This is a genomic window from bacterium (assembly GCA_035295165.1).
Lineage (GTDB): Bacteria > Sysuimicrobiota > Sysuimicrobiia > Sysuimicrobiales > Segetimicrobiaceae > JAJPIA01.
Genome location: DATGJN010000104.1, coordinates 43925 through 56889, shown reverse-complemented (window position 1 = coordinate 56889; position 12965 = coordinate 43925). Strand labels below are relative to the sequence as shown.

At 69.6% G+C, this 12965-nt stretch carries 13 protein-coding genes and 1 pseudogene; 2 read left to right on the top strand and 12 right to left on the bottom strand.

Translation table 11 applies throughout. The features are described from left to right. Positions 1 to 54 precede the first annotated feature (54 nt). The 9 genes and pseudogenes from fabG to recG form a co-directional block, all read right to left on the bottom strand. Positions 55 to 801 (bottom strand): 3-oxoacyl-[acyl-carrier-protein] reductase, encoded by a 747-nt coding sequence (gene fabG, locus VKZ50_18275; protein ID HLJ61675.1) that lies wholly within the window; start codon positions 799 to 801, stop codon positions 55 to 57. 72 nt (positions 802 to 873) lie between these two features. Beyond that, a complete protein-coding gene (gene fabD, locus VKZ50_18270) occupies positions 874 to 1833 on the bottom strand; it encodes an ACP S-malonyltransferase (protein ID HLJ61674.1) in 960 nt (319 codons plus the stop codon). An 88-nt stretch (positions 1834 to 1921) separates the two neighbouring features. Beyond that, entirely contained in the window at positions 1922 to 2941 is a 1020-nt protein-coding gene (gene plsX, locus VKZ50_18265) for a phosphate acyltransferase PlsX (protein ID HLJ61673.1), read from the bottom strand. Positions 2942 to 2982: 41 nt separating this feature from the next. Next, positions 2983 to 3183, bottom strand: a complete 201-nt coding sequence (rpmF, locus tag VKZ50_18260) for a 50S ribosomal protein L32 (protein HLJ61672.1) — start codon at positions 3181 to 3183, stop codon at positions 2983 to 2985. Between the two features lie 3 nt (positions 3184 to 3186). Continuing rightward, a complete protein-coding gene (locus tag VKZ50_18255) occupies positions 3187 to 3783 on the bottom strand; it encodes a DUF177 domain-containing protein (GenBank protein ID HLJ61671.1) in 597 nt (198 codons plus the stop codon). A gap of 52 nt (positions 3784 to 3835) precedes the next feature. Further along, positions 3836 to 4351, bottom strand: coding sequence for a hypothetical protein (locus tag VKZ50_18250; GenBank protein ID HLJ61670.1), 516 nt, complete (start codon positions 4349 to 4351; stop codon positions 3836 to 3838). 6 nt (positions 4352 to 4357) lie between these two features. Further along, entirely contained in the window at positions 4358 to 4855 is a 498-nt protein-coding gene (gene coaD, locus VKZ50_18245) for a pantetheine-phosphate adenylyltransferase (GenBank protein ID HLJ61669.1), read from the bottom strand. Then, positions 4855 to 5412 (bottom strand): 16S rRNA (guanine(966)-N(2))-methyltransferase RsmD, encoded by a 558-nt coding sequence (gene rsmD / locus VKZ50_18240; protein HLJ61668.1) that lies wholly within the window; start codon positions 5410 to 5412, stop codon positions 4855 to 4857. The genes coaD and rsmD overlap by 1 nt, the downstream gene beginning before the upstream one ends. Further along, a pseudogene (gene recG / locus VKZ50_18235) lies at positions 5412 to 7616 on the bottom strand (ATP-dependent DNA helicase RecG). Before recG ends, rsmD begins: the two are co-directional and overlap by 1 nt. A gap of 130 nt (positions 7617 to 7746) precedes the next feature. Here recG and rpmB point away from each other — a divergent pair. Continuing rightward, the gene (gene rpmB / locus VKZ50_18230) at positions 7747 to 7938 is read left to right on the top strand and encodes a 50S ribosomal protein L28 (protein HLJ61667.1); all 192 of its coding nucleotides are present in this window, start codon (positions 7747 to 7749) and stop codon (positions 7936 to 7938) included. Positions 7939 to 7963: 25 nt separating this feature from the next. On the opposite strand, the gene hslO is transcribed toward rpmB, so the two are convergent. Continuing rightward, complete coding sequence (hslO, locus tag VKZ50_18225) at positions 7964 to 8851, bottom strand: Hsp33 family molecular chaperone HslO (protein ID HLJ61666.1); 888 nt, start codon at positions 8849 to 8851, stop codon at positions 7964 to 7966. 347 nt (positions 8852 to 9198) lie between these two features. On the opposite strand from hslO, the gene VKZ50_18220 reads away from it, so the two are divergent. Continuing rightward, positions 9199 to 11598, top strand: a complete 2400-nt coding sequence (locus VKZ50_18220; protein HLJ61665.1) for a molybdopterin-dependent oxidoreductase — start codon at positions 9199 to 9201, stop codon at positions 11596 to 11598. Between the two features lie 177 nt (positions 11599 to 11775). Here the strand turns inward: VKZ50_18220 and VKZ50_18215 are convergent, their stop codons facing one another. After that, entirely contained in the window at positions 11776 to 12132 is a 357-nt protein-coding gene (locus VKZ50_18215) for a hypothetical protein (protein ID HLJ61664.1), read from the bottom strand. 186 nt (positions 12133 to 12318) lie between these two features. Next, positions 12319 to 12930, bottom strand: a complete 612-nt coding sequence (locus tag VKZ50_18210) for an isochorismatase family protein (GenBank protein ID HLJ61663.1) — start codon at positions 12928 to 12930, stop codon at positions 12319 to 12321. Between the last annotated feature and the right edge of the window lie 35 nt (positions 12931 to 12965).

Here is a 12965-nt window from a genome sequence, read left to right as displayed (position 1 = left end):
CCGCCCGCTGCCACGCTGCCGCGCTACATTCGGCCCGGAGCGCGGCGTTGCCGTCTACCGCATCACGCACCCGCCGTCCACGTTCAAGACTTGTCCCGTAATGTACGACGCTTCGTCCGACGCTAAGAACGCCACCGCTGCGGCGACTTCTTCCGGTCGCCCCGTCCGACCCATCGGGATGTGGCTCAACACCCGCGCGCGCTGTTCCTCGCTCAACCCCGCGGTCAAGACCGTCTCGACATACCCGGGGGCGATCACGTTCGCGGTGATCCCCCGCGCGGCCACTTCCCACGCGATCGCCTTGGTGAACCCGATGACGCCCGCCTTGGCCGCGATGTAGTTCGCCTGCCCCACGTTCCCGACCTCCGCGACGATCGAGCTGATGTTGATGATACGGCCCCGTCGCTGGCGGACCATTTCCCGTAGCACGGCGCGGGTGCAGTAGAACGTCCCGTGCAGGTTGATCGCCAAGATCTCGTGCCAATCCTCGTCCTTCATGCGGAGCAGCAGACCATCCTTCGTCAGCCCGGCGTTGTTGACCAGGATGTCCAACCGGCCCCGCCACTCGAGGGCCTCGGCGCAGAGCTTCCGGCAGGCCTCGGCAGACGTCACGTCGCCGCGCAGCAGCACGCCGGTCCCGCCGGCATCCGTGATCCGGCGCAGCGTCTGTTCCGCACCGGCCGCGTTGCCACGGTAGTGCACCGCCACCGCGACACCGTCGCACGCGAGCCGCTCCGCGATCGCTCCGCCGATGCCGCCCGATGCCCCCGTGACCAGCGCGACCCGCGTGTCCGCGCTCACCCGATCCGCCGCCTCACGACGTCCGTGTCCTGCCATGTCCGCATCAGAGGGCCCCGCCTCCAGACGTCCCCTTCATCCCAGCGAGGGCTTGGGGTGGGCGAGCGAACCCGTCGCGCGGGCCAGCGCCGCCGCCGTGGTCTCGCGCGATGCGAGGTCTTCGACGTGCCACACCTCGGCCTCGACCGTGCGGCGAATCATGCCGCCGAGCGTCGTTCCGGGGCCGAACTCCACGAACGCGCGCACGCCGGCGGCGTGCATGGCGCGGACCGACTGCTCCCACAGCACGGGCGACGCCATCTGCGCCAGCAGCGCCCGCCGGATCTCATCGGCCGTGCGGACCGGCGCCGCCGAGACGTTTGCGAAGACGGGAATGCGCGCCGGCCGGATCGGCGTTCGCTCGAGCTCCCCGGCAAGGCGATCGGCCGCCGGCCGCATCAGGCTCGTATGGAAGGGGGCGCTCACCGCCAGCGGCATCGCCCGGCGGGCGCCGAGCGTTTTCGCGGTCTCGAGCGCTGCCCGTACCGCCGCGGCGTCACCGCCGATCACGACCTGGCCCGGGCTGTTGAAGTTGGAGGGCTCCGCAACCCCGAGGTGCGCGTGCGGCGCGCAGGCGCCGCGCGCCTGTGCTGGGGTCAAGCCGATCACCGCCGCCATCATCGTGTCACGTCCCGCACACGCCTCCTGCATGTAGATGCCGCGCAGGCGCACCAGCTTTACTGCGTCCTCCATCTCCAGCGCGCCGGCGCAGACGAGGGCTGTGTATTCTCCGAGGCTCAGTCCGGCGGCACAATCCGGCTGGAACGGCATCGCAGCCAGGCACGCGAGGCTGGTGACGAGGATCGCGGGTTGCGTATTCGCGGTCGCGCGAAGTGCCTCCTCCGATCCGGCGGCGCACAACGCCAGCACGTCGAACCCCAGCGCCGCGCCCGCACGGTCGAACACCTCGCGCGCCGGCGTGCACCGCTCCGCCAGCTCCCGCCCCATGCCGACGTACTGCGCGCCCTGTCCGGGAAACACCGCGGCGAGTCGCACCGGCTAGGCCACCCCGCGAGTGCGCGGGGACACTGCGCGCGCTTGGGGACCCCGGGCGGGTTCGGAGGGGAAGGTCACCGATGCGCTCCTAGTCCGCGCGAATGCCCTGAGAGACCGCGGGCTCCGCGAGCCGGCCCACGTCCTCGCGAATCGCGTCGACCATCCGCGCGCGCACCGACTCGGCGGCCAGCGCGACGGCGTTGCGGATCGCCTTCGCCTTCGAACTGCCGTGGCTGATGATGCAGACGCCGTTCACGCCGAGCAGCGGGGCCCCCCCGTACTCGGTATAGTCCATGCGTCGTCGCACCGCCCGCAGCCCGGGCGCCGCGAGCAGGACGCCGAGCCGCACGCGCACCCCGCGGGTGAGCTCCTCCCGCAGCAGCGTGAAGATCCCCAGCGCCAGCCCTTCCCCGAACTTCAGCACCAGGTTCCCGACGAACCCGTCGCACACCACGACGTCGGCGACCCCGTCGAAGAACTCCCGCCCTTCGACGTTCCCGATGAACCGCAGGCCGGATTGCCGGAGGAGCTCGCCGGCCCGAATCACAAGATCGTTGCCCTTCGTCTCTTCGGTGCCGTTGCTGAGCACGCCGACCCGAGGCTCCGAGATGCCGAGGACGCGCGCGTAGACGCTGCCCATGACCGCGAACTGTACGAGATGCTTTGGCCGGCAATCGACGTTCGCACCGACGTCCACGAGAATGGCCCGTCCGCGGGTGGTGGGCAGGGCGGCCGCGATCGCCGGGCGGTCGATGCCCTCGACGCGGCCCAAGCCGAACAGGGCGGCCGCCATCGCCGCGCCGGTGTTGCCGGCGCTCACCATCGCGTCGGCCTCCCCGCGATGCACGAGGTCGACCGCGACGGGGATCGACGCCCGCCGTTTCCGACGGAGCGCCATGGCCGGCGCCTCGGCCATCTCGATGACCTCGGGCGCCTCCTCGATGCGCACTCCCTGCGATCCGCCCGCGTGGCGGAGCTCCTCCTCCAGCAGACGGGTCGGCCCGACGAGGGTCACGTCGACCCCGAGGGTCCGCGCTGCCTCGACCGCGCCCGCCACGATCTCGCGCGGCGCGTGGTCGCCACCCATCGCGTCGACTGCCACCCGCATTCCGCGTGCCCGCGTATTCATCGAGTCGACGGCCCGACCGCTCAGGCCTTCGACTTCTCCTCGTCCTCCCGCACCTCGAGGACCTGTCGCCCGGCGTACGTCCCGCACGTCGGGCAGACTCGGTGCGGCACCATCGGCGCATGGCACTTCGGACAGCGCACGAGGGTCACCGCGTGCACCTTGAAGTGGGCGCGCCGCTTGGCCGTCCTCGACTTGCTGAACCGCCGCTTCGTCAGTCCCATCGGTCACTCTCCTTCTCCGCGCCGGCGCTCGGTCCCGCGCGTCCGCTTCTTGTTGCCCGGAGACGAGCTCTCTGTCGTCCCCGCCCACTCCCGCAGCGCCTGCAACCGAGGGTCAATCTCGTCGGCCTCGCAGCCGCACGGTCCGGTGTTACGGTCGGCGCCGCACGTCGGGCAGAGCCCGCGGCAGGCCGGCGAGCACCGCGGGGCGATCGGAAGCGCGAGCGTCAGGTGCTGGCGGATCACCTCGGTCAAATCCACCACGTCGCCCGGTTCGATCGGGGAGACGAAGTCGTCCGGTCCAAGCGCCTGCTCGGCCGCGAGGTCGCGGTCCGCTCGGGCGGGGGGACGGGCAAACTCCTCATCGACCTCGACGTCGAGCGGCAGCGCAAACCGGGTCAGGCACGCACCACAGATCAGCCCGGCGGTCGCTTGCACCCGACCGTGCACGCGTACCGTGCGCCCGGTCCCGCTCACCACGAGCTCGCCCCGGACCGGGTCCGGCAGCGTCACCTCGTCGGACGGTGGATGCAGCCGTTCGCAGAACACCACCGTCCGCGCCGCGCCCGGCTCAACGAGCACGTCCCCGACGTACGCGCGCACGCCCCCACCTCACGCCGCGTGCCCGGGTATCGCTCCCGGGCACACCGGCTCATTATACGGACGCCATTTTCTCGTTGTCAAGGCGCCCCGACGCGGGACCGGCTCCGTTGCGGTCGCCCAGGATCGCCTTGCCGCGCTTGATCGTGGAGAGGACGCGCGACACCTCGGCGTCGAGCCGCTCGAAGATCTTGAGTGCGTACAGATCGGCCTGCCGCCGCACATCGTCCGCCTCGCGCCGCGCCTCCGTGCGGACCTCCTGCGCCTCGAGCTCGGCGCCCCGCACCACCTCCGCGTCCACCCCCCCGCGGGCGCGCTCCTGGGCCTCGAGGACGATGCGCCGCGCCTCGTCTTGGGCGCGCCGCAGCACGGCCTCGGCCTCCGCCTGCACCTGCTGGGCGCGCGCGGTCCCCTGAGACACGAGCGCGCGGAGCTCGGCGACCAACTGGCGCGCCTCGTCGGTGCGCGACCGGCGCCCGAAGATCGAGCCCCCGGACTCGAGCAGCGCCTCGAGCGCATCAAGACACTCGGTCGCGGACCGGGGCGACGGCGTACTCTTGGAAGTGGCCATGCGTCCTCACCTCGCGTGCGAAGATGTGATCCGGCGCAGGCGCCGCACGACGCCGGCCGGGACGAGTCCCGCCACAGATCCCCCGAACGCGGACACCTCGCGAATCAGCGTGGAGCTGAGGTATGCCAGTTCGGGGCTCGTCATCATGAACACGGTCTCGATCTCCGGACTCAACCGTTTGTTCATCGCGGCCATCTTCAGCTCGTACTCAAAGTCCATCATGGCCCGCAGCCCTCGCACAATCACGCGCGCTCCGACGCGCCGGGCGAACTCGACCGTGAGGCCGTGGAACGGCCGCACCTCGATGCCCGTCGGCCGGGTGATCGCGGCGCGCAGCATCGCGACCCGCACGTCGGCCGGAAACAGCGTGTCCTTCTCGATGTTCGTCAGCACCCCGACGATGACCCGCCCGAAGATTTGCCGGGCGCGCACGATGATGTCGAGGTGGCCGTTGTGTACGGGATCGAAGGTGCCCGGATAGAGCGCCGTCTGGGTTCGCGCCATCACGCGCCTCCGTCGGGTTCGTAGAACCACACGCCGGTTTCCCCGTAGCGCGCCGTCCGCGTCCGCCGCAACCCTGCGATTTCGCCGGGATCGTCGCGCCAGTGCCCCTCCGCGACGGCCACCGCGCCCTCGGCGAGCACGCCCGACGCGGCCACGGCCTCCAGCGCGCGCGCCTGCAATCCCTGCCCGTACGGCGGGTCCAGGACCACGACGTCGAACCGTTCCCCCTCGCGCGCAAGCGCCGCGACCGCGGTCAGCGCGTTGGCCCGCCGGACCGACGCACGCGCCTCGAGTCGGGCGGTGCGCAGGTTCTCGCGGATCACCGCCGCGCTGCGCGGGTCGCGTTCGACGAACACCGCGTCCTGCGCCCCACGGCTCAGTGCCTCGATGCCGAGCCCTCCGGTGCCGGCAAACAGATCCAGCACGCGGGCGCCCTCCAAACGGGGCGTGAGCGCGTTGAACACCGCCTCTTTGACCATGTCCGACGTGGGGCGCGTCGCGGCGCGTGCGGCCGTGCGGAGCCGCGTCCCCTTCGCGACACCTGCGGTGACCCGCACTAGCCCACCCTCGCGTTCTCGGGCCGCGCGGCCCCAAACCGCGCGTGCAGGGCGGACGCCACGTCTCGGTGCTCGGGGCGCCGTAGGGCCGGGTCCCGGGAGAGCAAAGCCGCCGCATCCTGGCGCGCCCGCTCGAGCCACGCGTGATCGCGCAGCAGATCGGCGACGCGGAGGTCGCTGACGCCGTGCTGCCGCCGATCGCCGAGCAGCTCGCCCACGCCGCGCAGCTCGAGGTCTCGCTGCGCGATCCGGAAGCCGTCCGTCGTGGCGACCATCGCCTCGAGGCGCGCCTGTCCGTCCTCGGTCTTCGGATCGCCGACGAGGATGCACGACGATTGGTGCGTGCCGCGGCCGACGCGCCCGCGCAGCTGGTGGAGCTGGGACAGGCCGAACCGATCGGCGTCCTCGATCACCATCACCGCCGCGTTCGGGACGTCGATGCCGACTTCGATCACCGTCGTGGCCACGAGCACGTCGGTGCGCCCGTCCCGGAGCGACCGCATCGCGCGGTCGCGCTCGTCCACCTTCATCCGCCCGTGGAGCACGTCCACGCGCACGCCGCGCAGCACCGTTTCCGCAAGACGCGCCCCGAGCGCGGTCGCCGCCTCGGCCTGCAGCTTGTCGGACTCTTCGATCAGGGGGCAGACGATGTAAGCCTGACGCCCGTGCGCGACCTGGTCCCGGACGAACTCATAGATCTTCGGACGCTGGGCCGTGGCGCGGGCGTAGGTGCGGATCGGCGATCGACCGGGCGGCAGTTCGTCTAGAACCGACACGTCCAGGTCGCCGTACAGCGTGAGCGCGAGCGTCCGCGGAATCGGGGTCGCCGTCATCACCAGCACGTCGGGCCGCTCCCCCTTGTAGCGCAGCGCGGCCCGCTGCGAGACCCCGAACCGGTGTTGTTCGTCGACCACCACCAAGCCGAGCCGGTGGAACGCGACGTCGCCCTCGATAAGGGCATGCGTGCCGATGACGATGTCGGCGCGGCCGTCGCGCACCTCCTCCAGCGCGTCCTCGCGCGCCGCGCGGCTGAGGCCGCCGACGAGCAGCGTGACCGTGAGTCCGAGCGGCGCCAGCAGGCCGCGGAGCGTCAGGTAGTGCTGGCCGGCGAGAATCTCCGTAGGCGCCATCAGCGCGCCCTGCGCCCCTCCGCCGACGCACCGCAACAGCGCGGTGGCCGCGACCACTGTTTTGCCGGAGCCGACGTCGCCCTGCAACAGGCGGTTCATCGGATGACGCCCATCCATGTCATGCAGGATGTCGGTCATCACCCGGTACTGCGCGCCCGTGAGCGTGTACGGGAGCCCTCGGTGAAACCGCGCGACGAGCTCGCGGGCATCCCCGTACGTGACGCCCCGGGGTTCCGCGTCCCGCGACGCCTTCTGCCGGAGGATCAACAACTGGAACAGGAGCAACTCCTCGTAGACCAGCCGGCCGCGGGCCTCGTCGTGGTCGGCCTGCGTATCCGGAAAGTGGGCCTGCCGGATCGCCCGCTCCAGCTCCGGCAGACCGTGCCGCGCCCGCAGCGCCTCGGGGAGCCACTCGCGCAGCGAGCGAGCATGGTCTTCCAACGCCCGGGCGACAATCGTGCGCATCGCGCGCTGACTGAGCCCTTCCGTGCCGGGGTACACCGGCACGATCCGCCCGACGTGGAGCGTGTCCTCCCCGTCCTCGATCGCCTCGAACTCCGGCGCGGTCATCTGGATCTCGCCAGCCTGTCGCTGCACGCGCCCGTGCAGCACCACGCGGGTCCCCGCCGGCAACTGCCGCACGATGTAGCCCTGGTTGTACCAGACGACGTGCAGGATCCCGGATCCGTCGGTGACGGCCGCCTTCACGATGACGAGGCGCCGCCGGCGCGGCCGGAACTGACGGATCTGTACGACGGTCCCCTGGACGGTCTCCACGGTCCCGTGCGCCAGATCATAGATCCGGCGGAGACGGCTGCGGTCTTCGACGCGCCGGGGCAACCGGTACAGGAGGTCACCGATCGTCGCGATGCCGAGGCGTTCCTCGAGCAGGCGCGCCCGCGCGGGGCCGACGCCGCGAGCGTACTGCACGGGAGAGGAGAGGCCGATGACGCGGGCCGCGGAGGACGCAGGCGCCTGGTCGAGCGTGGCCGACGCGGGGGCCGCCTGGCGAGGCGCGGCCAGGACCTTAGCCCTCCGGACGTTCGCCATGCCGCCCGCCTCCTGCGTCGTAGTGCGCCGTCGCTCCGGGGCGTGCCTGGCCGGATGCGCGTGACTGCGGAGGCACTTCTACGCCGGGCCCGTTGCCCCTGCTCACGGTCCTGTGGTACACTGATGCGCGGCACATTGAAGGGGAGGATCTTCCATGGCACGTCGTTGCGCCGTGTGCGGCAAATCGCCCAGCACCGGCTACCTTGTCAGTCACTCGCACCACAAGACCAAGCGGCGCTTTCTGCCGAACCTGCAGCGGATCCGGATCGTGCTCAAGGGCGCCCCGCAACGCGCCCTGGTGTGCACCGCCTGCCTGAAGTCCGGTAAGGTCAAGCGGGTCGCCTGATCGCGGCGTTCGGCACCGCGCGTGCTCACATGACACGCGCGGTGCCGCGCGTCAGGTCGGCAATCAGCGCTTCCAGCTCATCCCGCCCCAGCACGTAGCGGTCACCGCAGAACCGGCACGTCACCTCCGCCTGACCCTCCTGGTTCAACAGCGCTTCCAGTTCCTGTGCCCCCAAGCTGATGAGCATCTCCTCAACGCGCTGCCGTGTGCACCGGCAGTGGAACCTGACCGGGCTGATCTCCCCAAACGACGGATCCAGCCCGCCCAGCGCGGCCGTGAGGATCTCCTCGGGCGTGCGCCCGTCGGCCACGAGCTCCGTGATCGGGGGCATCCGCTTCGCCCGCGCCTCGAGATCGGCCACGACGCCGTCGGACGCGCCGGGCAACACCTGCACGCACAGTCCACCCGCCGCGAGGACGTGGAGGTCCGGCGCGACCAGCACCCCCAGCGCCACGACGGACGGCAGCTGCTCCGACCGGGAAAAGTACGCGGCAAGGTCTTCGGCGATCTCGCCCGAGACGAGCGGCGCCGATCCGTGATATGGGCTGCGCAGCCCGACGTCCCGCGTCACATGCAGCGTGCCCCGCTTCCCCACGAGCCCGCCGACGTCGAGCTTGCGCGCCGGCGTGTCGGGCAGATCCGCCTGCGGATTCATGGCATATCCGCGGACACGCCCGTGAGCGTCGGCCTGGGCGACGATCGCCCCGATCGGCCCGTCGCCCAGCACCCGCAGCAGCACGGAGTGGCCGTCCTTGAGACCTGCGCCCAGCAACGCAGCCGCGGTCAGGCTGCGCCCCAGCGCCGCCGTGGCGGTGGCGGAGGCCGTGTGCCGGATCCGGGCGTCCTCGACCATCTGGGTGGTCACGGTCGCGACGGCCCGGATCTGCTCGCCGGCGGCCGTGCCTCGAATCATGTAGTCGTCCAAGACGTCAGCACCCCTTCGCAAGAGTTCGTTTCCGACCAATTATATCAACGATATTCGCAATTCGGCTCATCCCCGCCCGCGTCGCTCGGGGGCGTCAGAGGCGGCTACGGTCCCGCGCGCCCCCAACGCCGCTTCCCCGCCCCAGCGCGCCAGTCAGCGCAATATCAGGTAGCGAGCGGATACCCGGGCGCACGGGCCGCCGATATTGTTGAAAGTGACGGTACGCGGGTCGGCGGCGTGACGCCGAGGGAAGCAGGGTCGGCGGCGCGGCACGCGCCGAAGGACGGCAGGCGACAAGCACCATAGCGCATGGCCCCTTGGGAGGGAGAACCGCGATGAATCCGATCACAAGACGGACGTTCCTCAGGCAGGCCGGGTTGACGGCGGGCGCTTTGGCGGCGGCCCCGTTAGTGAGACTGACGCCCGGCGAAGCCGCGGATGCCGCGACCAAGACCTCCCTCAGCGTCGCGCACTGGGGCCCGTTTGTGGCACAGGTCGTCGGGGGACGCCTCGTCCGCACGCTGCCGTTTGACAAGGATCCGGACCCGAACTCGATGGTCACGGTCCTGCCCGACCTCCTGTACGGGCCGAACCGTGTCAAATACCCGATGATACGACAGGGCTTCTATCGGAACCGGTCGCGCAGCGACACCACGATGCGTGGGGTGGAGCCGTTCGTGCGTGTGTCCTGGGACGACGCGCTCGATCTCGTCGCCGACGAGATCAAACGCGTGAAGACCCAGTACGGGAACCGCGCAATCTATTCGGCGGCGTCCGGCTGGCAGAACCCGGGCAACTTCCACGGTGCCGGCGCGGCGCTCCAGCGGATGTTCAACATGTACGGCGGGAACGTCTACCGCATCAACTCGTACAGCGCGCCCGTGTTGCCGGTGATCACGCCCTACATCGTCGGCGACCCGGCGCCCAGGCAGTCGGCCTGGCCGGTGATCCTCAAGAACAGCACGCTGGTGGTGTTGCTCGGCTACGATCCGCTAGTCAACGTCAAGATCCAAGCCGGCGCGAGCTTCCTCCATCTCGACATGGGCTGGCTCGCGCAGCTCCGGGACGCGAAGATTCCAATCGTATCGATCAACCCCATCGAAGGGTACACCGATCAGTATCTCCGCACAACACGGTTGGCGATCCGCCCGAACACCGACACGGCGCTGCTCCTTGGGCTTGCGCACGTGCTGTACACGGAGAATCTGTACGACAAGGCGTTCCTGGACAAGTACACGGTCGGCTTCGACAAGTTCGCCGAGTACCTCAGCGGGAAGGTTGACGGGCAGCCGAAATCGCCGGAGTGGGCCGCGCCGATCACCGATATTCCGGCGGCGACGATCCGCGACCTGGCCCATCGCATGGGCAAGTCCCGCACCATGCTGATCGGCGGGTATTCCCTGCAGCGCGCGTCTCATGGGGAGCAGCCGATCTGGATGATGATCACGCTCGCCGCGATGCTGGGGCAGATTGGGCTCCCGGGCGGCGGCGTGCAGACCGACTTTCCGGGGGGCCTGGGCGTGTCGGTGGGAACCGCGCCGAGGATGCCCGGGCTGTCTGGGGGGACAAACCCGGTCAAGGACTTCGTCCCCTTGAACCTCTGGGTCGACTTGGTGTCCAGCCCCGGCAAGAGCGTGACCTACAACGGGCAGACGATCACCTATCCCGATATCAAGATGATCTACTGGGCCGGGATGAACAACTTCAACCAGGCGCAGTACACGAACCGCGTGATCCAGGCGATCCAGCGCCCCGAGGTGATCATCGTCAACGAATACGCCTGGACCCCGACGGCGAAGCACGCGGACATCGTCCTGCCGGCGACGTCGCTGCTCGAGCGCAACGATCTGCTCGCCACCGATCGCTACATCGTGGCGATGCAGCAGGCGGTCGCGCCGGTGTTCGAGGCGCGGCACGACTTCGACATCTGCGCCGCGCTGGCCCAGCGCCTCGGGTTCGGGGCGCAGTACACCGAGGGCAAAGACGAAAACGCGTGGCTGCGACAGCTGTACGGCGTCGCCCAGCAGCAAGCACAGGAGCGCGGGCTGACCATGCCCGACTTCGATACGTTCTGGCGGCAAGGGTACCTTGAGTTTCCCGTTCCCGACAGTGCGAACCAGGCGGTGGCGTACGCCGACTTCCGCGCCGATCCCGCCAACCATCCCCTCGGCACCGCGTCGGGCAAGGTCGAGATCTACTCCGAAAAGATCGCGTCGTTCAAGTACGACGACACGCCGCCCCACGCCACGTGGGTTCCGCCGTCGGAGTGGCTCGGCAGCCCGCAGGCGGCGCAGTTCCCGCTGCACATGCTGTCTCCGCACCCCGTGGACCGGCTGCACTCGCAGCTCGACCAGACGCGGCTGCGCCAGCAGTACGAAGTCGGCGCGCGGGAGCCGATCTGGATCAACCCTGCGGATGCCTCTGCGCGCGGGATCGCGAACGGCGACATCGTCCGCGTGTTCAACGGGCGGGGTCAGACGCTTGCCGGCGCCGTCGTCACGGCGCGCACGCGCCGTGGCGTGGTCGTCTTTCGGCAGGGCGGGTGGTACGATCCGCTCGCGCCCGGCCGCGTCGGGACGCTCGACCGGCACGGCAACGCGAACAACCTGACCTCCGACGGGCCGAGCTCGCAACTCTCGGGCGGGAACCCGACGAACTCCGTCCTGGTACAGGTCGAGAAGTACGTTGGGACGCCACCCGCGATCACGGCGTTCGCGCCGCCTCAGGAAGGGTAGCCGAAGGAGGCCGGGCGCCGGCTCGCCGCGTAGCCAGGCTCGAGGCGCGTTGCGGCGCGCCCTCTGGATGGTCCGAACATGGCCGCGGCAAGACGGCGTTCGGCACGTCGCCGGGGGCACAAAGACGCCCCGAGCCGAGAGGCCCCGAGTGCCCGTCCGCAAGGGAACCGGTTGCCGTTAGATGACTTCGAACGGCGCGTCGACCGAGGCGGTCTGTGAGCCGCTCGTGCAGTCCACGTGCGCGTTGCGCTGTCCGGCCTTTCCCGCCGTTGGCCACATCCATGTGATTTGCCCGGTGGCGTTCGCTTTCCGGCTCGGCAGGTGGCCTAGTTCGGTCCCTCCTTTGCCCCCTGACGAGATGTATCCTTCACACGTGACGCCGGGCTGAGTCTTGATCACGAGCGTTGAGCGTTGGCCGTGGCTAACTTTAGGCGTGATCGACACCAGTGTCACCGTCAAGTCGGCGCCAAAGCTGGGCGGCACAATGGCGCTGCCCACGGCAAGGACCGCGGCCGCGATTGCCAGTGCACGCATGGACCGTCCCCCCTCCGCTGTGTCGTGTTGCCGGTGATGAAGCGCGCTGCGTTTTCGAAAAGTTCCTCGCTTCTCGCGGTAAACCTGCATCTCATATGGTTCAGCGAAACCGAGGCGGCCAACAGGTGGTTGAGCGGCGCATCGGATCGACAGAGGGAGTCTTGGCAGAGTGCGGCGGAGTAGAGACTACGCTTTGGCTGTGCGGGCCGACGGTCGCGACGCCTCCAATTCCTTGGCGATGGCGCTGATCGTGGTAATATGCGCAAAGCGGCCGCGGAGAACATATTCCGTCCGCTCGCGAATCGCGTCGACATCCAGTTCGTCCCCGGGCCGGTCGTGGTTCGGGATGGGAAACGTCATCGTCGCTTCGGTGACGAAATCTACCGCGTAACCAAGGTCGGCCCCGACGCGGGCCGATGTCTCGCAGCATTGCTCCATTTGAATGCCGGTGATCACGACGCGGCGCACACCTTTCTCCAGCAGGAGCGCCGGCAACCCCGTGCTCGTAAAGACATTCCGCGTCTCCTTGTGCACCACCGGCTCCGACGCCCGCGGCGCCAGGAAATCCATGAGCTTGTAGTAGGGGCTGGTCTTCTCGAACCCCGGGTCGCTATCGTTGTGAAGGAAGTAGACGATGGGTAGGCTGTGGTCACGGTAGAGGGCGATCAGTCGCGCCACGTTTCGTTCGAATTCGCGATTGTTGCGCCGCTCCCACCGGTCCGTTGCCTTGAATGAGTCCTGGGCGTCGATGACGAGCAGCGCGGACTCAGCGATTGGCACGTGCTTGTCGTAGAGCATGCCATCTCCCGCCCGTCCATCCGAGGCTTCCACCA

Bases quoted from the DNA above. Each gene is read 5' to 3' on its own strand.
- plsX (HLJ61673.1), bottom strand. From the start codon at position 2,941: ATGCGGGTGGCAGTCGACGCGATGGGTGGCGACCACGCGCCGCGCGAG.
- rpmF (HLJ61672.1), bottom strand. From the start codon at position 3,183: ATGGGACTGACGAAGCGGCGGTTCAGCAAGTCGAGGACGGCCAAGCGG.
- VKZ50_18250 (HLJ61670.1), bottom strand. From the start codon at position 4,351: ATGGCCACTTCCAAGAGTACGCCGTCGCCCCGGTCCGCGACCGAGTGT.
- coaD (HLJ61669.1), bottom strand. From the start codon at position 4,855: ATGGCGCGAACCCAGACGGCGCTCTATCCGGGCACCTTCGATCCCGTA.
- rpmB (HLJ61667.1), top strand. From the start codon at position 7,747: ATGGCACGTCGTTGCGCCGTGTGCGGCAAATCGCCCAGCACCGGCTAC.
- hslO (HLJ61666.1), bottom strand. From the start codon at position 8,851: ATGATTCGAGGCACGGCCGCCGGCGAGCAGATCCGGGCCGTCGCGACC.
- VKZ50_18220 (HLJ61665.1), top strand. From the start codon at position 9,199: ATGAATCCGATCACAAGACGGACGTTCCTCAGGCAGGCCGGGTTGACG.
- VKZ50_18215 (HLJ61664.1), bottom strand. From the start codon at position 12,132: ATGCGTGCACTGGCAATCGCGGCCGCGGTCCTTGCCGTGGGCAGCGCC.
- VKZ50_18210 (HLJ61663.1), bottom strand. From the start codon at position 12,930: ATGCTCTACGACAAGCACGTGCCAATCGCTGAGTCCGCGCTGCTCGTC.